Source organism: Psychrobium sp. nBUS_13 (genome assembly GCF_051201665.1).
Classification (GTDB): Bacteria; Pseudomonadota; Gammaproteobacteria; order Enterobacterales; family Psychrobiaceae; genus Psychrobium.
In genome coordinates this window covers 1,009,003-1,029,691 of the sequence record NZ_CP179210.1, presented here as the reverse complement: position 1 = coordinate 1,029,691, position 20,689 = coordinate 1,009,003, and the positions used below count along the sequence as shown (strand labels likewise).

Annotated in this window: 17 protein-coding genes and 2 tRNA genes; 8 read left to right on the top strand and 11 right to left on the bottom strand. The window is 41.7% G+C overall.

Annotated elements, in window-relative coordinates; translation table 11 throughout:
• The first annotated feature begins 6 nt into the window (after positions 1-6).
• The 3 genes from ACMAZF_RS04610 (at position 7) to ACMAZF_RS04600 (ending at position 1,975) form a co-directional block, all read left to right on the top strand.
• A complete protein-coding gene (locus ACMAZF_RS04610) occupies positions 7-1,410 on the top strand; it encodes a hypothetical protein (protein WP_435276291.1) in 1,404 nt (467 codons plus the stop codon).
• 373 nt (positions 1,411-1,783) lie between these two features.
• A tRNA-Met gene (locus ACMAZF_RS04605) sits at positions 1,784-1,860 on the top strand.
• A gap of 38 nt (positions 1,861-1,898) precedes the next feature.
• Positions 1,899-1,975, top strand: a tRNA-Met gene (locus tag ACMAZF_RS04600).
• Positions 1,976-2,803: 828 nt separating this feature from the next.
• On the opposite strand, the gene ACMAZF_RS04595 is transcribed toward ACMAZF_RS04600, so the two are convergent.
• The 8 genes from ACMAZF_RS04595 to ACMAZF_RS04560 all read right to left on the bottom strand — a co-directional run bounded on the left by ACMAZF_RS04595 (position 2,804) and on the right by ACMAZF_RS04560 (position 12,432).
• Positions 2,804-3,307: a hypothetical protein gene (locus tag ACMAZF_RS04595; protein ID WP_435276290.1), complete on the bottom strand. Its 504-nt coding sequence runs from the start codon at positions 3,305-3,307 to the stop codon at positions 2,804-2,806.
• Between the two features lie 63 nt (positions 3,308-3,370).
• Entirely contained in the window at positions 3,371-4,810 is a 1,440-nt protein-coding gene (tnpC, locus tag ACMAZF_RS04590) for an IS66 family transposase (protein ID WP_435274516.1), read from the bottom strand.
• A gap of 408 nt (positions 4,811-5,218) precedes the next feature.
• Entirely contained in the window at positions 5,219-8,866 is a 3,648-nt protein-coding gene (locus ACMAZF_RS04585) for an SUMF1/EgtB/PvdO family nonheme iron enzyme (RefSeq protein ID WP_435276289.1), read from the bottom strand.
• 141 nt (positions 8,867-9,007) lie between these two features.
• On the bottom strand, positions 9,008-9,472 hold the full coding sequence (locus ACMAZF_RS04580; RefSeq protein ID WP_435276288.1) for a lysozyme inhibitor LprI family protein: 465 nt from the start codon (positions 9,470-9,472) through the stop codon (positions 9,008-9,010).
• Between the two features lie 86 nt (positions 9,473-9,558).
• Positions 9,559-10,881 (bottom strand): transglycosylase SLT domain-containing protein, encoded by a 1,323-nt coding sequence (locus ACMAZF_RS04575; protein WP_435276287.1) that lies wholly within the window; start codon positions 10,879-10,881, stop codon positions 9,559-9,561.
• A gap of 155 nt (positions 10,882-11,036) precedes the next feature.
• Positions 11,037-11,795, bottom strand: coding sequence for a hypothetical protein (locus ACMAZF_RS04570; RefSeq protein WP_435276286.1), 759 nt, complete (start codon positions 11,793-11,795; stop codon positions 11,037-11,039).
• 94 nt (positions 11,796-11,889) lie between these two features.
• The gene (locus ACMAZF_RS04565; protein ID WP_435276285.1) at positions 11,890-12,141 is read right to left on the bottom strand and encodes a hypothetical protein; all 252 of its coding nucleotides are present in this window, start codon (positions 12,139-12,141) and stop codon (positions 11,890-11,892) included.
• Positions 12,142-12,198: 57 nt separating this feature from the next.
• Positions 12,199-12,432: a helix-turn-helix domain-containing protein gene (locus ACMAZF_RS04560; protein ID WP_435276284.1), complete on the bottom strand. Its 234-nt coding sequence runs from the start codon at positions 12,430-12,432 to the stop codon at positions 12,199-12,201.
• Positions 12,433-12,559: 127 nt separating this feature from the next.
• On the opposite strand from ACMAZF_RS04560, the gene ACMAZF_RS04555 reads away from it, so the two are divergent.
• The 4 genes from ACMAZF_RS04555 (at position 12,560) to ACMAZF_RS04540 (ending at position 16,617) form a co-directional block, all read left to right on the top strand.
• The gene (locus tag ACMAZF_RS04555; RefSeq protein ID WP_435276283.1) at positions 12,560-12,787 is read left to right on the top strand and encodes a hypothetical protein; all 228 of its coding nucleotides are present in this window, start codon (positions 12,560-12,562) and stop codon (positions 12,785-12,787) included.
• A 13-nt stretch (positions 12,788-12,800) separates the two neighbouring features.
• A complete protein-coding gene (locus ACMAZF_RS04550; RefSeq protein WP_435276282.1) occupies positions 12,801-13,985 on the top strand; it encodes a tyrosine-type recombinase/integrase in 1,185 nt (394 codons plus the stop codon).
• Complete coding sequence (locus tag ACMAZF_RS04545) at positions 13,978-14,694, top strand: HD domain-containing protein (RefSeq protein ID WP_435276281.1); 717 nt, start codon at positions 13,978-13,980, stop codon at positions 14,692-14,694. The genes ACMAZF_RS04550 and ACMAZF_RS04545 overlap by 8 nt, the downstream gene beginning before the upstream one ends.
• Positions 14,695-15,621: 927 nt before the next feature.
• Positions 15,622-16,617 carry a branched-chain amino acid aminotransferase gene (locus tag ACMAZF_RS04540; protein WP_435276280.1) on the top strand — a complete coding sequence of 332 codons (996 nt, stop codon included), beginning with the start codon at positions 15,622-15,624 and terminating at the stop codon, positions 16,615-16,617.
• Between the two features lie 55 nt (positions 16,618-16,672).
• Here ACMAZF_RS04540 and ACMAZF_RS04535 read toward each other — a convergent pair whose 3' ends face one another.
• The 3 genes from ACMAZF_RS04535 to ACMAZF_RS04525 form a co-directional block, all read right to left on the bottom strand.
• Complete coding sequence (locus ACMAZF_RS04535) at positions 16,673-17,131, bottom strand: methylglyoxal synthase (RefSeq protein WP_435276279.1); 459 nt, start codon at positions 17,129-17,131, stop codon at positions 16,673-16,675.
• Positions 17,132-17,203: 72 nt separating this feature from the next.
• Positions 17,204-18,430, bottom strand: a complete 1,227-nt coding sequence (locus ACMAZF_RS04530; protein WP_435276278.1) for a DEAD/DEAH box helicase — start codon at positions 18,428-18,430, stop codon at positions 17,204-17,206.
• Positions 18,431-18,549: 119 nt separating this feature from the next.
• A complete protein-coding gene (locus ACMAZF_RS04525; protein ID WP_435276277.1) occupies positions 18,550-19,680 on the bottom strand; it encodes an S-(hydroxymethyl)glutathione dehydrogenase/class III alcohol dehydrogenase in 1,131 nt (376 codons plus the stop codon).
• Between the two features lie 107 nt (positions 19,681-19,787).
• Between ACMAZF_RS04525 and ACMAZF_RS04520 the strand changes: the two genes are divergently transcribed.
• Positions 19,788-20,666, top strand: a complete 879-nt coding sequence (locus ACMAZF_RS04520; protein WP_435276276.1) for a LysR family transcriptional regulator — start codon at positions 19,788-19,790, stop codon at positions 20,664-20,666.
• Positions 20,667-20,689 lie beyond the last annotated feature (23 nt).

Below are 20,689 nucleotides of genomic sequence, written 5' to 3'. Positions count from 1 at the left end.
TTTATCATGCGTAAATTATCATTACCAAACAATCTATTAGCGAAATTCAAAATAGGCTTAATGACTTCTGCTATCGCAATAATGTCTGGCTGTGCCCATCAAAACTTCATGGATGAAGGAAAAAAATACGCACAAAGCAACCAATATGAAGCCGCTGTTGAACAATTTACACTTGCCTTGAATGAAGAGCCTGATGATGCCAATACCAAGCAACAATTATCACAAGCTCAAGCACAACTAAATCAATGGGCAACAGCATTAACCCCTGCTGCAGATTATGCATATCAGAAAAAAAACCTTGGTAAAGCACTGCTTCTCTATGGAAAAAATGCTCAAATCACCAAAAACCCTCATGCAGTTAAGCGCTATAAAACAATCTATGAGCAATTGCGTAACAAGAGCATTATTAACGCAAAAATAAAATCTAACGCGCTGGGCTTTAGCGATATAATCCTAAATAGCATTGACGGTATCAAATATAGTGACTCAGCAACGTCTCTCATGGCATTCTCTCAATCAAATCCAGTGTTTGAGATCCAGCAATCGAGGCAAGATGCTGTTACGCAATATATTAGCGGCTCACAATTAATTGCCAACCCAGAGCTTGTTGAGCTTCAACATGAATTACAAGATATTCGTAATCGCCGCCGTCATTACGAACGAGATATGAGCAATTTACGTCATCAAGCACAATCTCAACGTAGTGAAGTTCAAAACATTGCAAGCCAATTGCAACGGGCTGAAATGAAAATGACTGCCAGTAACCTATCTAACAACCAACGCGCCTCATACAATCAAGAAGTTAACAGTTTAAGAAGTCAGTTAAACTCAGCCAAACAACAAGAGCGCACTTCAACCCGTGACTTTGACCATGCTAAAAGTGACTATCGCCGCTTAGGTGACAAAATGCAGCACCTAGCAACTGATATTTCGTTAACGCCTGCCGTTGTTGAAGTGCCTGTCTATTCTGATTACGTCTATCAAGAGTTTAAGCAAACCAATAGCCTCGATGGTGTGCTCTATTTAAATATCAATAACGTTGTTCGTACAGCAGGTGTTGCCGTTGCCTCAACGGATGTTAGTCATCCTGCACATCCAACAATTGATTTAGCAGCAAACCCCCTTGATGTGTTATCACAACAACAACTTACACCTCAATATTCTCAAGAACGTTATAAAATAGGTTTACGACTTATAAATGAGCTTATTGCCGAACATAAAGCTTCTTATCTATATCAAGCACAAGACTCAAGCAATTTAGAGCACAAGATGACTCTTTTAGTACAACATGGCTTGATCACACATGATGGCGCATCTTCAACCGCCGCTAATATGCTAAATCAGATGTTAGTTAATGAGTTTGGCCAAGGTGGAATTTTTAACATAAACCAACTTTTACACCTCTATTAATAGGGAAAGGTTATTTTTATTGCGATTACCGTACAAAAATTAGCGGTAGCGCTCATTTTTGACTCACTTGATAAGTTTTTAAAAATTAGTGGTTGCAAATAAAATTAAATTCTCTATTATAGCGCCCATCTCAACGGCACAGGTCGAAGAGATAGAAAATGTAATTGCGGAATTAAACAGTCTGGTATTAAAACCAGTCGGGCTCAATTTACTTTTACAAGAGAAGTCGAAGGTCGTTAGTTAAAATCTAACAATGTTCGCATTGTGTTTGCGGGATGGAGCAGTCTGGTATTAAAACCAGTCGGGCTCAACTTGCTTTTACAAGAGAAGTCGAAGGTCGTTAGTTCAAATCTAACAATGTTCGCATTGTGTTTGCGGGATGGAGCAGTCTGGTAGCTCGTCGGGCTCATAACCCGAAGGTCGTTAGTTCAAATCTAGCTCCCGCATCCAACACAATTTTTAAAGTCCAATACAAATTGGCAAGTGATTGCGGGATGGAGCAGTCTGGTAGCTCGTCGGGCTCATAACCCGAAGGTCGTTAGTTCAAATCTAGCTCCCGCATCCAATCACTACTATAAATCAGTCGCCCTCAGCAATGAGACAGGCGATTTTTTTATGTCTATAGAAAAGTGAATTAACACTTTCAAGGCAAGAATCAATACCACTCTAGCTTTAGTGGTGATTATCAAAAAGTATTTATCCATTCCAAGTTTACTAAAACGTATCATACCTTCGAGTTAAAATACCGTAAGCCCAGCTAAAAAACAGTTTTTTTGTAAGTAACGCACACACATAATTTGTCGTGCAAGAACCATAGAAAAACACGCTTGTGCCGTCCCTGTGACATTTACGCTCGCTTTGCTATTTTTCCGCTAGGAATAAACAACGAGTTTATTGCATAAACATTCACCACCGACCTTCAGGTTATTTTATGAAACATCTAATTATCCATCGGCTATTTCTGTGACGTAGTGTGTCATCGATAGCTCTTAATTGATGTTAACTTACATAAAAAATCTGATTGTTTTTCTTTAATTTTCGATAGGTTAGCTTGTAAGGCAATAAAATAAGCTACTATCTATTCATTGATTACCTGTGACATATAAGGCGATTGTTGACAACGCCATCCCTATCAAACAGCAATATCTTCATGTCAACAATAAATAACATATCAACGATTAAGCATCGTAAATAAACCATGCTGATAAATATCCTCGTCTAGCTAATTATTCCCCATTACCAGCAATTCAATCGTCACCAACGCGGTTCTTTTCTGAATGTACTTACGCAGTATTTTGAGCCCCTACCTTCCAGCAACACGTTTTTTCGACGCTGCTACTTTAACGATTAGTATACCTTTCCGCTAATTATTGAATATAAAGAGGCTATTATTTTACCTAACCAAAAAAAGAGACATATTCAATTCACCGCTGCGATGAATAAAATGACTACGACCTATAGTAAACGGTAGTTCAATATGGGCAAACTCTTCATAGTTATCGCCCCATAAGCGAATATTAAGTTCGTTGTTGAGTAATCCTTCTATCGACACTCGCACACTACGACTGCCCACCTTCGGCTTGAATAGCTGCCTAAAGCCTTTAGTTTTTAATAAGAGTTCAAGGCTAGGTCCTTGCGCTGAATCGCGCATGGTGAATTGTAAATTGATATAGTTAGTTTTCTCGCTATTTTGCAACGTATAAGAAAAAACCGCGTCGTCACCTTGTTGACTAATCATATTAAACACAAGATCCACTTTATTAGCTTCACTACTTATTGGCTGCACCATCACATTCTGTTCGCCTTTAGCCGGTGGTGACCAAAAAAATATCAAACTATCATCAGCCACACTGACACAAGGTAAAAAAAATAACGAAAACACAATAATTGACTGCACAAACCTAAACAGAGCTTTGATTAGATAACACATAAACGCCTCAATAAAATAAAAACAAAGTAACTATTCAGCCTTATCTTCAATAAATACATCTGGAAGCTGATTTTTGAATAGCAATTCAAGGGCTAGGCTTGCAGATACATATTGTTTTCTGCAAGTCGATAAATAGCTTCTGATCAAACAGAACATCTCTGCGCCTTGCATACTTCTAAAGCATCCAGATATTTTTTGATGAACTTTTGTCATCCTAATATCATTCTCGCCTTGATTATTGGTAAATGGGACAGCAGTGCTCGTCAGAAAGCGTAAGACATCATCTTGATAATCTCTTAATCGCTCTAACAATGCTCTGGATTTTGTTCGTTTTAATCGCCCTCGCTGACCTTTTATTCGGCTGTTTTCATCTGGCGCTGGACATTCAATTTCACCTGCGGCTAGTATTTTTTGATATTGCGTTAAGTATTGCCGCTTAGTGTCTTCGTCTAAGTTGGGGTTATCAATTTGATGTTTATTCATGTCCTTCAGTAAGGTTTGCAACGCCTTCGCCCATTGCATGCCATCTTGCTCCCATGCTCTTTCTAACTCTCGGATATGATGAGCATTGCATAAGGCATGTTGGCACTTGGTATATTGATAATACGGTTTCCAATGGTCATGACACAGTACACCACTAAAGTGAGGAAGAATATCGGCGTCATCCATCGCTATTTTTCCTCTTTTTTCATGAGGATAAAAATACGTCCACCATGTCGTTGACGCGCCATGAAGCCATCGCCGTTTTCCGCCGATATTAATACCTGTTTCATCAACATGTAATGTTTGATGAGGGCTTTGTAATGCCGTTTTTATGATATCTTCTGCACCTGATGACTTGACCAGTGCAGCGGCTTGCTCATTAAAGTTAAACAAACTACCCGCACTGACGGGGAGACCGAGCTGGTCGGCAAAGTATTCTTCAATACGATTATAAGGAAGTAATTGATATTGGGATAAGTAAACGGCATGCGCTTTCACACCAACGCCATACTGGATCGGACTGTTAACGCCTTCTGGAAATTCACCCACAAAACGCTTTCCTTGCGCATTTTCCAGAATTTGCGCTTGGTATTCTGTCACCACTTTACTGATGTCGATATCGACAACTTGCCGCTTTTGAAAACCCACCTCACGATAACGTCCTTGAGGTAACATGTCTCGGTCAACTAAAATGACTTCTATCTCATCGGGCGTTTCTGTTTGAGTCAGCGTTTTACCCGTTCGGCCTTTTTGTCCACCCGCTAGCTTATCTGATTTAGCTTTGGTTTGTTTTTCTCGGTTAATATCTTTTGATGGCGGGATACTACTATTTTTACTGTTAAGTCCCAATTTACTGGCAAGCATAACAACGATAACAAGAATAAGCTCGATAGACATCTTCAACGCAGGCGTGAGTGTCTTATCTTCTTGTAACTGAGCTTTAGTTTGCTCAACTATTTCAGTGATGTTGATGCTGTTTAAGTTCATTGAAGCTAGGGCGATTAAGTCATAGCCCTAGCTTGGCATACTGGCAGGATCGGTCAATAGCTAAAAAGGATCCTTAGAAAATAATTTTCCCTAGTGAATAGTTACAAAACAAATACCGAAGTGTTGATGCGGGGAATTGACAGTTATAGACAATAAATTTACAAAATACCTAACCAAGTAAATTTTTATGAAAAATCACAGCCCCTCTTAATGAGGGTAGAGAGTCGCTATGGTTTGCGCCTAATTCAAAAAACATAGCGACTACTTTCTTATAGATTTAGTAACCACCGCGCTGCGCGCGGCCAACATAAAACCTAACCACCTCCCCCTGCCCCTCCTGAGGAGGGGAGAGTCGCTTCGCTCCATAAAGGGTCAAAGGATAAAGCATAAAGGGACACCTCGCTGCGCTCAGCCCTGGACTACACGAAAACCGTAGAAGTAGTAGCGATAGCCCACCGAGTAGATGCTGCGGTTGGCTGAACGGGCGTATCGTGGTAAGTTGTCCCAAGAACCACCACGCAGCACACGACGTGTGCAATCACCGCGGAGCCATGCCTTACCGTTGATTGGCGCCCCCTTGTAACGGCTATTCCAGCAGTCTTGCGTCCACTCCCACACATTGCCGTGCATGTCATAAAGACCAAAGGCATTTGGCAGAAATGACTTAACAGAAGCCGTGCCGCGATATTCTCCATTAGGCTTGAAGTAACAATTTGAGTTCTTTCCTCCATTATATTGAGCCTTGCTGCAATCAATGGTATTACCCCAACTGTATTTAGTCGTTGTGCCCGCTCGCGCCGCATACTCCCATTGGGATTCGCTTGGGAGGCTAAATTGTTGTTGCCCTCTCAGTTTAAGCGCGTTGTTCAGCCACGGGATGAATTGTTTAGTGATGTTGTTAAAACTCACGTTCATCACGGGGCGGGTGCCTCGACCCCAACCTTTATCACTGGGCTTGTCACACTTACCCGCCTTGACGCAGCTATCCCATAGCGCAAAGGTGGTTTCTGTTTCCATCATGTAAAAAGAGGTTAAGCTGACATCGTGTGCTGGTTTTTCATCCACGCTGCAATCAGTGTCGTTGCTCAAACAGCCCATCTCAAAACGCCCTGCAGGAATGTGTTTCATCGTGAATGTAACACCATCAACCGTGTAAACCTTGTCTTTACCTTGCTTGGTAACCGTTGCGTTGAGGGCTGTTGATTCCGGCTTGGGGGTAACCTTGACGGGGACTTTGCTCAGTTGGTAACTGAACGTCTTGTTATCAGCGCTTAGTGCTATCTTGCCCGTTTTGTCATGATACCCCTTGCGCTTAATCGTAATGTCGTAATGACCTTGTTTTAGCGCCTTACCCTTTGGGTAGGGTTTGTTGTTGATGAATACCGTTGCATTACTTGGGGTGGTGGTGAAGGTTGGGCTGATTTTATTTAACACTAAGGTGTAAGTAAACTCGCTGTTTGGTTTAATGGTGATGGTTGTGCTTTGGCTTTGATAACCTGCCTTGCTTATTTCTAACTGATAGTCCCCTTGTGCCACGGGCTGATTATCATAATCTGTGCCATTTAATCGAATGCGTGCATCGCTTGGGGTGGTGGTGAAAGCAGGGGTTACTTTGTTTAGCGTTAGCGTGTAGGCAAAACGGCGCTGCGTTTTAGTCACTTCAATGTCGTGCTCTTGAGTTTGATACCCTGCCTTGCTAATGCTTAGTGTATATGTACCTGACTTGAGCATCTCTCCGGTATACGCTTGGCCATTAACCAACACCTCGGCATCACTTGGCGTGGTGCTCACTTGCAAAAAAGTATAGGGCTTGGCAATGTGAAGCTTGCCACTTTGTAGCGTTTTATTGTTTTGGCTGATTTGGTAGCTTAACTTGCCACTTTGTTCTGGCGTGCACTGGAATGTTTGACTCGTATCACTGTTCTGATTTTGGTTATTTTGGGTGTTTGAGGCTGTTGCCTTTTGAGGACAGGCTTTGCCGTTAAGCGTAAAACTCAGCGTTTGTTCAAGTGGCTCGCTGCTGGTTATCTCTACCTCTCCCTGCTGCCCTTGAAACAGTCCACTGGCACTCACCGTTAGCTTAGGGCCGCTGGCAACGTTTAGGTTAGTGGTGGACAGGGCGTAACCTGTACCGATGACAACGGCGATGAGGATGGCTAGCTTTGTTTTTGTCCTCGGTTGATGTTGCCGCCACTCCCTTTGCCAGTGCGCGGGTATTGCCTGCTCGCTGCCATTAAACGCCGTTAATTCATTAATGCATTGTGTTGTGACCTGCTCTTGCGCTCGTTGCTCGCTAAAGTGCGCCGCCAATTGTGTGATGAGTGGCGCGGTGATGTTGTCTTGCTCTACCGCTTCGCTTAATTTGCCGCTCAGGTAATGCTGTTGGTTCGCTTGCTTTTGCTCCTGCTGCTGCGCTTTATTGCCGCTTTCTATCAGCCCTCTCACATGACTTACTGTCGTCGACAATGCCGCAATGACTCCCTGCTGAGCCTCGTTACTTTGTTGTTGGCTCCCCTCTCGATACGCGCTTTGCAATGCCTCGTGATGTGTTTGGGCCTCATCAATAGCTGATGTCAGTTTGGTGTGCTGACTGAGTTCGGCTTTGTCGTCCGCCCCGTCACTGCTACTTAGGGGAGTAAGTCGCTTACCTAGCGCCGCAAATAACTCGGCCTGCTGCGCCGCAGCATCGGCTTGGCGTTGTTTGCTGTCGCTAACGATGGACTTAATGCCCGACAGCGCTATTTGCGGCGGTGTTACCTCGCTCACTTGGTTGGTTTGCTCACCACGTTTTATTTGCTCAAGTGTAACGCCAAGCCCGTCAAGTTTTCGTTGCGCCGCCTCGTCTTGCTCGCTTAAGTCTCTCACGAGCGCGCTGAGTTGCTGCTCGCTTTGCTCAAGCCCCACTAAGGTGGTTATGTGCCCCTGCTCTAGTAACTCCGCCTGATGCAATCCTTTAAACAAACGAGTTAGTGGCTGCAACTCCGCTAAACGCTCTCGCAGCGCTAACAGCTGATTTTTAAGTTGGGTTTGGTGACCAAACCACGCTTCCTTATTTTTCTCTAGCGGTAGCGCCCCCGTTATCTCTCGTTGGTGCCTTACAAATGCTCGCGAGAGCGCCGATAAGAAATCACCATGGTTGTCATACCGCCCCGCTCTATCTTCGCTTATCGCTTTGATTAACACATCACCAATCACGGCCGGCACATTGCTCTTAAATTCCCGAATCAAATCGTCACCCGGCGCAAACTCGGGCACCCTGCCCGTCAACATCGAATAAAACACGCACCCTAAGCTAAATTGGTCACTGCGGTGGTCGACGTCGGGTTGATTACGCATTACCTCTGGCGCGGCGTATTTTGGGGTGCCAGAGCCGTTGATTGTTTGTTTGTCTATTGGCTTATTTGAATTGACTGCCATGGCAAAATCAATAAGGTGTAGTTCAGGGTGTTGCTCGCTTCGACTGTCCACCAGCAAGTTGTTTGGTGAAATGTCACGATGGATGATGCCGCTTTGGGTTAGTTCGGTGATTGCTTTACGAAATGCTGGCAATAGATCGGCTGTTTTTTTGATGCGCTGCGCTTGAGCCCAAGCCATGGCATATTTATAGAGCGGCTGACTAGGGATGTATGGCAATACTATAAAGGCTTTGTTGGTAATCGGGTCTTTTTCGTAAGTGCGATTGTCTTCGCCGAGAATCATTTTATAACATTGGTTCGCGTCTTCTGCGGTGTACAGCATGGGCAGGTAACGATAGCCCCCTTGCAAGGACAGACACTCAAGCATGGCTCGCTCATTACTGAGCTGCGCCATATCTGCACTTAGTTCGACCGAAAATTTAAGGATAAATAGGCATTTTTTTATCAATTTCTCTTCGGGGATTGCGCTGTTGTGCTTCATTAATTTGAGTAGATTGCTGTCATAACCCAGCCAAACTTCGTTGCCATCTTTGTTTTTAATCAGCTCTTGCAAACAAAACCTGAAGTTGTCGGTCATGATCCATGTGCCTACTTCATTTTGTTGGTATGAGCTTTCTGACGGTAAATGCTGTTTGGCCACGAAATAATCCTTTTTAACACATTGATAATGTTAGCTCTTAACTGCGCTTAACTATAGCTGTTATTTGATAAATGTTACAACATGTTGCGGCATTAAAATTAATAATGGGTTGATGCCTCATGGTTTCGGGGTATTTGTTCGCTATTGCCAGATCTCGGGATAAGACTGCATAGATGATTCACGCGAAAGATTATAGTCAACAGTGAGCTCGTCATTGCGCTCTTTAGTCATTTCAGATAGACAATATGCCAACCCAATGGACCACCCCGAACCGATTCCAGGGTGATCTCCCATTATATATTCGCAGTTGGAGTCTCGAAATTTAATCCACGCTCGTTGCGCTTTTATTAGTCTTTTTTTGCTTGCCGCGGAAAACTCAAAACTGCCATCTATCTTTGCATCTAAATGTTTATCTAATAGTGTGTGTATCTTTCTATATATTTTGTTAAGTCCTTTGTCTTGAATTCGGTATTCTTTTTCAAGACACTCGAGTCGCTGCATGCCTGAGCCAGAAGATGAACAAGGATTATATTCATCGGCAAAAGCAGATGGTGTTGCCATTAGAGAAAGCAAGCTACTGGTTAGTAATAATTTTAATTTATTCATTTGGTATATCCTAAGTTGTTAATTTTGAATTTTGTTAGTGGCGACCAAACGTTAGCTTGTGCCACGCTATTTTTATCATTTACCAGTTAAAGTAATATCAGTTTTTGTCCAACGTAAATCTGGTTGCGCCTGACGCCATTAGTTAAGCGAAGTTTGCTTAATGAAATACGCTGTTTTTGAGCAATTTTGCCAAGGGTGTCGCCTTTTTTTACTCGGTAGTAGCGTGCTTTTTTCTTTGGGGCCGGCACTTTAATGATGCTGCCAGCAAAGAGCCCTCGTTTTAGTGATGGGTTGTAACGTCTTAACTGCGACTTGCTAACACCAAACCAATCTTTTAAATGGCTGTAGGTCATGCCCTGTTGTATTTTGATTTTGATAAACTTCGCATTGCTGCGTCGCTGTTTTTTTGCTGATGCTTTTCTTGGTTGATAGTATGCCAGCGGTGAAGCTCGATCCTCTTTTATAGCCCTGACAATATAATTATCATTGGCTTGTAGCATCAAACCGTCAAATTCAGCTTGTGCATTGACTTGTTCAAATACGATAAAGTTGTTGCGCTTGTTAAGATAACGCTGCCTTTTATATTGTGGGTTTAATTGATTGAATTCATCTGCGGATACTTCCAGTTGCTTAAGCAATGATTCAATTAAGTAACGTTTATTAACAATGATGATAACTTCGGGTTGCTGATGAAGCGCTGATTCTCGTAATTCGTCGACAATAAGTGTTGCGGCTAACCATCGTGGTACATAATTTTTAGTTTCTGTGGGTAGTTGAGGGTAAATCGAAACAAAGCTGCGTTTAAATGGGTCTTTTAGTCGTCTTAAACGTGATGATATACCACCTTCACCAACGTTATACGATGCAGCAACAAGCAAGCTATCATCTCCAAATACCCCATAACGTTTTTTAAGGTATCGAATAGCCGCCTGCGTAGATTTGACAACATCGTCACGGTGATAAGGCGACAATCCTAAGCCTTTAGCTGTTCGAGGCATAAATTGCCAAACACCTTTCGCCCCTTTATGTGATTTAGCGCTGGGTTTAAACCCAGATTCGATTAACGCTAAATATGCAAATTCCGGTGGTAAATTGGCTTGACGCAACTCCTGCAGAATGTAGGGAATATATTTGTTACCGCGCTTCAATGAACGAGCAACAAAGTTGTTTTTCTTTAACTGTTGATATTCAAGGTCAACCCAGTGTTGAAGCTGTTGGTATTCATCGGTCTCTAGTTCAACATTGAGTTTATTCAAAAGCAATTGGAGCTCAGATTGTTGATTTGAGACTGGTGAATGGTACGAATAGTCACCGTTATAGTTTGGCTGCGGTGTATATTGGCGATTGCTCGTTGTGGTTTGACATGCGCTAAGTATTAGTGCACTTAAGATCAATAATAGGTGTTTCATGCTGCCTCCTTGGTTGGTAGTGCTTGCATCATCAGTTATGCGGGTAATTGATCTATCGAGTTAGAGCGCGACAACCATTAACATAATTAAGATGTCGACGTAGAGCTGCCATAATCCCGTTTTGCTTTTTAGAAATTTGTCATGGGTATTCATTGTTAAGCCCTCACTTGTTGTGGTGCCCAATGTAAGTAGATAAGCGCCATGGCATAACACGCCATGCCAAGAAAACTGGGGCGGCACATGACCCAGCGAACATATTCAGCATCGCCACCTTTGTTCATTAACGCCCACAGGCTAGACATTAGGCCGAACACTGGCGCAATTTCAGCAACAAAGGCAACGCCGTAAAGACGGTGATTTGGCGTGATGTATTTTAACTTGGCGCAATAACAACCAAACCAGTGCAATGCAGTAACCAAATATTGATAAACTAGGTAAGTTAATATGACGACTAGGGGGTAGCTTAAGTAAAATGTTAAAAGCTTGGCTGTCACGAAGCGGCCATTATTTGGCTGTTCAATGATGGATGGGAATATTTGATATATTTCAGGATACGGCATTGAAAACATGCCATTTTTAAACACCGACTCCTGAGCCACCCATGCAAATAGTAGCAGTAGCAGATACGCCGTTGCGATTAAGGCGATGATAATTGCCAACCATGGATTTCCTTTAATTGTTTTTGTCTCATTGGACGTACTGGATGCTGTTTTTATTTGATTTGATACTGTGTTCATGTTCTCTCCCGTGGCTGATGAAGAAATGATGGCGCGAGCTGGTGCCCCCGGTTTTACAGGCACACTGATGGTTGGCGATGCAACTGCGCCCGCAGGTTGAGTGTTGGTGTTTGGCGGTGCGTTACTTCTGGCGCGCCCAGCGTAGGGGCTAAGCCATGAAAATAAGCTAAGCAGCATAACGGTTCCTTATTTAATAAGTTATACCGTTAGCTATGAGGGGAATTGTTTTTGATTGGTTGGGTTTTCGAGAAAGGACTGAGCCCATCGTAGGTTATTTTGTAGTTTCAACTACACATTTATAGTAATGCATTTTGTCTTTATCTAATGTATTTTCAATTTGAATGTTGATATCCGTGTCTGATATTTCAGCTCTTGATGTTACTACAAACTTCTCTCGCTTGGTTTTTTCAGCATTTTCGCACGTGAAAAATCTCGTGTATGTTTGGTTGTTGAGGCTATTTTGATTTAGCATTGTGCAATTACTTAGCACTGGTAATAGCAGGATTATTACTACATTTTTCATGACCATTCCTTTATGCATTCATTTCTAGTGTTGAAGTTCGTTCCATAAAATAATCACCTAACCATCTTTATCGTCTGCCACACGCAACACCAAATCTTCGATTTTGCAATCAAAGTACTCACAAAGCTTATCTAAATTATCGGTAACCGTACTATAACCTTTTTGATTGCAGATCTTAGTTAGAGTCATTCTATTCATCCCGCAAGCCTCTGCTACCTCTGCAATAGTTACTTTTCTACCTTCGTTAAACTCTTTGTCAGCAATAAGCTCTTTTACTTTAAACCGTAACACTAAACCCCCTAAACGAACAAAAATCGACCTACAATATTGACAAAACCACAAAATGATAATACATTTAATCAAAATGATTATAAAGTTAATCATAAACACCAATAAACTTAGCTTTAAGGTGGTTAACATGAGCAGCGATACACATAATACTTATCTTACAACAGATCAGCTATCAGCGCGAATCCATTACACACCAAGAACAATCCGTAATGAATTACTTGATTGTTGCTTAATCGAAGGGCGACATTACATCAGACCATTTGGCCGTAGGAAGATTCTGTTTATTTGGGCAGCGATTGAGTCTGACATGCTTAGTGCTGAGCATGATGCCCTATCATTAGCGCAGCCAGAGTAGTGGGGGTGGCGTCATGGCTAAACTCACCTCACGTAAAGACTCGGGAAAACTTTACTTTGATTTTACTTACCAAGGTAAGCGTTACCGAGAGCAAGCTAACCTAACGGACACTAAGTTGAACCGTCGCCGGTTACAAAAGAAGTTAGATACGATAAATGCTGAATTGGTAACAAACCAGTTCAATTACCTAACTCACTTTCCTGATAGTAGAGCCGCAATAAAGATAGCGACGATTGAACAAGAGAAGATTGACGTTGTTGCCAATAGTATCCCGGTCTTCGAGACTTTTTTGGACGCTTGGTTTGAAGAGAACGCGTTGAAGTGGCGCCCGTCACATCTAAAAAATATGTTGAGCATGAAAAATAAATACTTCCTGCCAGCATTCTCAGGAATGAAAATAGACAGTATTTCTCGCGCAGATTTACTTAAGTTTAGAACGAGTTTGGCCAAAGTACCGGGTCGAGGTGAAAGATCAACCATTAGCAATAACCGCATTAATAAAATTATGGATCCATTAAGGCGTATCTTTGAAGAAGCAGCGGAACGTTACGATTTTAATACCCCTTTTGTACGGATTAAGCCCCTAAAGATTGCAAAATCTGATGTGAACCCTTTCTCCCTGAAACAGGTAAATCAAATAGTATCTCAAGTTAGGGAAGATTATAGCCGTTATTACTTAGTACGATTTCTAACAGGTATGCGAACGGGTGAAATCGACGGATTAAAGTGGAAGTATATCGACTTCGATAATCGCCTGATTAAAATTCGAGAAACGATAGTTAACGGTAGAAGTGATTACACTAAAAACGATTATTCCCAACGTGAAATAACAATGAGCAAGCCTGTTTTTGAGGCACTAAAAATTCAATACAAAGCGAGTTTTCAACGCTCTAAATATGTTTTCTGTACCGTCACAGGTCAGCCAATTGATCATAACAACGTCACGAAGCGTATTTGGTATCCACTGTTAAAGCGACTCGGTTTGGAAAAGCGTCGTCCTTATCAAAGTAGGCACACGGCCGCCACTTTATGGTTAGCAAGTGGCGAATCACCAGAATGGATTGCACGGCAAATGGGCCACAGTAACACTCAAATGCTATTTCAAGTTTACTCTCGTTTCGTACCTAATCTGACTAGACAGGACGGCAGTGCGTTCGAGAAATTATTAAATGCATCATTTGGAGAGTTTCATGATTAATATTATTGATGTTTCACACCAACCGCGTTTATGTGATGGCGTCCATTTAAAACGCTTTAAAGGGTGCTATCGACTCATAGCGTTTATTGCCAAACTTGATCGTAATAACAAGCCATACTGGGTTATTAAGCTATCTGATATTCATAGTAGCGTTACTGCCTATATGTTTAGCGTTCCAGAGAAAATAATAGATCTGCATCATGGTGCGATGATCCAATGTGAAATGTGCGTAAAGCGCTACAAAAATCGAAAATATTTACACCTAATATATATCGAAAAGGCCAGCGATAAGCTCACCTTAGATAAGTGCGATTTAGATTCGCTTCCCTCGGCACTCTGCCCCAAAAAGCAATTGCTTCACGCCTTCTGTACCCTAGTTAATTGCATTAAAAGCACTGAGTTAAGAGACTTCATTGCGCAAGTATTAATACCTAGTCGTATTTGTTTAGGTTTCATTCAAGCCCCTGCAAGTTTGAATCATCATCATAACTGCCCCGGCGGATTAATAGCGCACTCGGTAGAAGTGGCTCAAATTGTATCAACAATGCCTTGGCAAGATGATGATCATCGTGACTTAGCTATTACTGCGGCGTTATTACATGACATTGGGAAAGTAAAGACACTATCAGCACAGCATAAAAGAACGAACGTTGGCCAATGGGTTAATCTATGTGACGCAGCTATGAAATCAGATGCGAGCAATATTTAGTGACTTATAATTCAGTAAATTGATAAAATAAAAATCATATAGTAGCGATAATTTGTGACAAACATTAACCCTCTCCGAAAAGAAAGGAAAATAAACATTTCACAGAAAATACTATTATAGCTATACTTAACAAACACTTATTGAAAATAGATATTAACGTACATTTAAGTTTGTTAAAGCACAGCTAAAAAATAAGCCTCATAACCCGAAGGTCGTTAGTTCAAATCTAGCTCCCGCATCCAATCACTACTCTTTTTAAAGAGAATAAATAATCGCCTCAAGGCGATTTTTTTATGCCTGAAGAAAAGTAAACTTGAAGAATAATTGCGAGATAGAGCAGTCTGACTCTTTATTTTCTGAGAAAGTCCTCGGGCTCAACTCCTCCTTCTTCGAATAAAGAGTGACAGAATGTCGAAGGTCGTTGTTAGCTTTCACTCTTCATAAATAGAAAGCAGCTCCCACATCCAATCACCACTCTATGTTTAGAAAAAAATAATCGCCCTTTAGTTTCTAAAGATAGGCGATTTTTTATGCCTGTAGAAAAACAAAACGCTGACTACAGCCCCGTTTACATCAACCAAGTCCAAATAAATCATTCACTAAATTCCCACTAATTGACCACAAAATACTGACAACGTAAACATTAGTTTACATAGTAAATCACTAATTGAGATACAGTGTTTCATAAAACAACATATCAATTATACTTTTCGACATACAATCAATATCTTAAATAACAATAACTAACTAGCAACCTCATTTTTAGCCTCAACTTTGAGTAGGCTTTTTTTAATTTATAAAATTCACTGTTTGGCAATTCCAATTACTAACACTCAACACTATAATCATTGGGTATTTCGTGCATTTGCGGCCTTTAGAGAGCAAATGACAGTTAATGATTTTTATAGATAGTTCTTGGAGTAAGTAATGGCAGCGTTTGGTACAGTTTTCATGCCTGAAATGGCAATTTCTAATTATGACGGTGAAAAATGGACTGATGCGCAACTCGTCCCAAGTGACAGCCTTACATTTCACCCTGGTGCTCATGTGCTTCACTATGCAAGTACGTGTTTTGAAGGGTTAAAAGCATTTCGTCATGCTGATGGTTCAATTAAGCTATTTCGCATGGACAAGAACATTGCTCGTTTTGCACAAAGTAGTGCTTTACTATCTTTACCAGCAATTGATACAGCAGCCACAGAAAAAATGATTAAAGATGTGGTGAATCGTTTTGCTGATGAAGTACCAGAACCACCGGGTTCAATGTACATTCGACCGACACATATCGGTACAGAAGCTGCAATCGGTAAAGCCGCTGCACCATCAATGACATCATGCCAATATGTTTTATTATCACCAGTAGGTAACTACTTCTCGAGCGACGCTGGCACACTGCGTTTATTGCTTGATGAAACAGGTATGCGCTGTGCACCGCACAACGGCATGATCAAAAGTGGTGGTAACTACGCAAGTGCGCTACGCCCTATCATGCAAGCACGTGACGAGTTTAAAGCTGACCAAGTACTATTTTGTCCAAACGGTGACGTTCAAGAAACTGGCGCTGCAAACTTCTTGTTAATCGACAACGATGAAATCATCACAAAAGCATTAGACGAGAGCTTTTTACACGGCGTAACCCGTGATTCAATTCTTACGCTAGCGCGCGATATGGGTATGAAAGTATCTGAGCGTGAGCTAACAGTAGCCGAACTACTAGAACGCGCAGCTAAGCCTGGATGTGAAGCAGCGTTATCAGGCACAGCAGCCGTACTAGCCCCTGTTGGCACCTTCATTCACAACGGCAAAGAACATATCGTTGGCGACGGTAAAGAAGGCCCTCGCACTCAAGCATTACGTAAAGCAATGAACGACATCCAATGGGGTCTTGCTGAAGATAAGCACAACTGGTTAGTTAGTATCTAAAGCTATATTTTCTAATTTAAATTTAAATTTAAAAAAGGCTCATTGATGAGTCTTTTTATTTTGTGCGTTGATTAATGTACTGGTCGTAATCAGGAATGGACTTCTCATATGGCGCATCAAATAATGACGAGTTTATCAGAAAATCTGCGGTTGATTCATTACATGCGACTGGAATATTCCATACAGAAGCTAAACGTAATAACGCCTTAACATCTGGATCATGAGGCTGCGCCTCAAGTGGATCCCAAAAGAAAATCATCATATCGATATTTTGCTCAGTGATAAGTGCACCAATTTGCTGGTCGCCTCCCAATGGGCCACTAATGAGCTTTGTAACATCAAGTTTTGCTTGCTCTGAGAGCAGGCTACCTGTAGTTCCTGTTGCGAATAACCTATGTTGATTTAACGACTCTTGATATTTACAACACCAAGCTAACAATGTCGATTTCATATTATCATGAGCAACCAATGCAATTGATTTACTTGCAGAAATAGTAACATTTTTATACAACATCTAAAATCCAGTCATCTTAATAAGTAGCTCAATGAGACTAGCGAACTTTAAAATGGATGTACAATCAATTTATTATGACGGCTTCTTTTTAAATCCACCCGCTTGTTTTCTTTTTGCCGTTCGGCGATTGGCTTTTTTATCTTTAGGGCCGCGCTTACTCTCACCTGCTGACGGTTTGTCGGTAACAGGAAAATTCTCAAGTGATTGCAGTGGTAGCTCACGTTTAGTTAGCGTGCGAATGGCTGCTAATGCCTTTGCTTCACCATGACATACTAATGAAATTGCCACACCTGATTTTCCAGCGCGCGCAGTGCGGCCAACACGGTGCACATAAACAGGCGCGTTGTCGGGTAAATCAAGATTAATTACGACTGGCAGTGAATCGATATCAATGCCGCGAGCCAATACATCTGTTGCCACCAGCACATTGAGTTTTTTATTGTGGAAATCGGCAAGAGTCTGTTGGCGCTCACTTTGCGCTTTTTCGCCATGGAGTGCCGCAACATTTAGCCCAGCTTTCTTTAATTTTTTGGCGACAGAGTCAACACTATCTTTCGCGTTAATGAATACTAGTGCTTGCTGCCAATTATTCTCGGTTAATAGTGCAATCAAGGCTTTCGCTTTACTGCCTTTATTAGTTAGATAAAGTTGTTCATTAATATTTTCAACAACGGTGTTTGCTTCATTGGCTTCAATTTTCTGAGGATGTTGTAATATTTTTTGCGCTAATTTCTCTAACTTGGGCGCCAACGTCGCTGAAAACATCATAGTTTGGCGATTTTCACGTGGTAAATGCGTAACTATCTTTTCAATGTCTTTTAAAAAGCCCATGTCTAACAAACGATCAGCTTCATCGAGTACCAAGCTCTGAAGATGATTAACAGGCAATAGCTGTTGTTCTAATAAATCGAGTAATCGTCCCGGCGTTGCAACAACAATGCGCGCGCCTTGATTAACATGAGCAACTTGAGCACTTTGATCAACTCCGCCACATAAAGTGACTATCTGCTGTCCTAACGGCTTTGCGATCTCTGCCAACGATGATGACACCTGCTGTGCCAGCTCTCGGGTTGGCACTATCACCAAAGCTTCAATGCCTTGCGCGTTATTCGTTAATGATTCAATAAGCGGTAAACCAAAAGCCAATGTTTTGCCACTGCCGGTTTGCGCTAGTGCTAATACATCGTTTTTGGAAAGTGCGACAGGAATAGCTAACGCTTGAATAGGCGTTGGGTGTTTAAGTGATGTTGGTAATGCATCGACAATTGAAGGTGATAAACCAAGCTGTGAGAACGTCATGGGAGACACTAATAAAGAGAAGAAGTGTTAAGTCTAATGAAGTGTTTTATGGAAGTAAATAAATGTCAGGTAACTTGGCAGTCTAAAGCCAAGTTTCCTGACATAGTATTCAATAAAGTTTATTTATCGAAATGAATAACGGTGCGAATACTCTTACCTTCATGCATTAAGTCAAAAGCATCGTTGATGCCTTCAAGACCCATGGTATGCGTAATAAAATCGCTAAGCTTAAATTCGCCAGCAAGGTAACGCTCAACGTAATCTGGTAATTCAGTGCGCCCTTTCACACCGCCAAATGCAGTGCCGCGCCATACGCGACCAGTTACTAGCTGGAATGGACGAGTTGAAATTTCTTGACCTGCACCAGCCACGCCAATAATCACAGATTCGCCCCAGCCTTTGTGACAACACTCTAGTGCACTACGCATCACATCAACATTACCGATACATTCGAATGAATAGTCTACGCCGCCATCAGTTAATTCAACAATGACATCTTGAATTGGCTTATCGTGATCTTTAGGGTTAATACAATCTGTCGCGCCTAATTTCTTAGCCAATTCGAATTTTGATTCATTGATATCAATAACGATAATGCGTGACGCTTTGGCCATAGCAGCACCAATAACGGCTGATAGTCCAATGCCACCCATACCGAAAATAGCAACGGTATCGCCCTCTTCAACTTTCGCTGTGTTCATCACTGCGCCCATGCCGGTAGTTACACCACAACCTAATAGACAGACTTCTTCAAGTGGTGCTTCAGGGTTCACTTTCGCTAGTGAAATTTCTGGCAGTACAGTGTATTCAGAAAATGTAGAACAACCCATGTAATGGAAAATCGGCTCACCGTCTTTATAAAAACGCGTAGTGCCATCTGGCATTAAACCTTTACCTTGTGTTTCACGGATCTGCTGACACAGATTAGTTTTACCAGAAGTACAGAACTTACACACGCCACACTCAGGTGTGTAAAGTGGGATCACGTGATCGCCAACACTAACACTAGTGACGCCTTCACCCACTTGCTCAACGATACCGCCACCTTCATGACCTAATACCGCAGGGAAAATACCTTCAGGATCTTCACCTGATAGCGTAAATGCATCGGTGTGACATACACCAGAAGCGATAATTTTTACTAGCACCTCGCCTTTTTTAGGCAACATGACATCGATTTCTTCAATGCTTAGCGGCTGTTTAGGCCCCCACGCAACGGCGGCTTTAGATTTAATAAATTGGTCTGACATTTCTATCTTCCTTTTTAGGGAGTGTTTTACTATTAGGCTTATTATAAATATTTCTCAATCAATGATAATATCACCAAATTACAAAACACCTTTACCAGAGAGTAATAATGGAATGGCAAGGTATCAGCGAATTTGTCGCTGTCGCACAAACACAAAGCTTCACCCAAGCAGCGCAAAAACTTAATGTGTCGACGGCTCACGTCTCAAGACATATCAATGCACTAGAGTCTCGCCTCAATATTAAGCTTTTCTATCGCACCACGCGCAATGTGTCGCTAACTCAAGAAGGTGAGATTTTTTATCATCGGTGCCATCATATTCTTAACGAATTACAAGACGCGCAATTGGCTCTAACTAACCTACAAAGCAAGCCGCAGGGTCACATAAAGCTCACTGCACCTATTACCTTTGGCGAACAAATCATCTTGCCGCTCGTCAATGATTTTTCTGTCTGCTATCCCGATGTGACCGTGCAAGCTCACCTGACTAACAAACGCATCGACATTATTGAAGAAGGTTTTGATTTAGCTATTCGCATCGGTGCATTAGAAGACTCTTCGTTAATTGCCACCAAATTATCGAGTCGTCAAAACTATCTTTGCGCTTCCCCTGCTTATATAGAGCAACATGGTCAACCTCAAACCATTAACGAATTACAACACCATAACTGTTTATTAGGCTCGCAGAATTATTGGCGCTTAAAAAACGGTAATAAAGTCAAACAAATTCAAGTAAAAGGTACTCATCAATATAACAATGGTTATGCTTTGTTAGATGCCGTAAAAAAAGATTTAGGCATTGCTCAATTGCCGCAATATTATGTTGACCGCTATTTAGAACAAAACGAATTGATAGTGGTGTTAGAAAATCATCAAGAACCACAAGAGCATATTTGGGCAGTAAGACCCCATAATCGTCAGCTGTCACCGAAGATAAAATCGCTGATTGACTACCTGCAACAACAAATAAATTCACCTGACAAATAGAAACCGAATCATTAATTGATTAA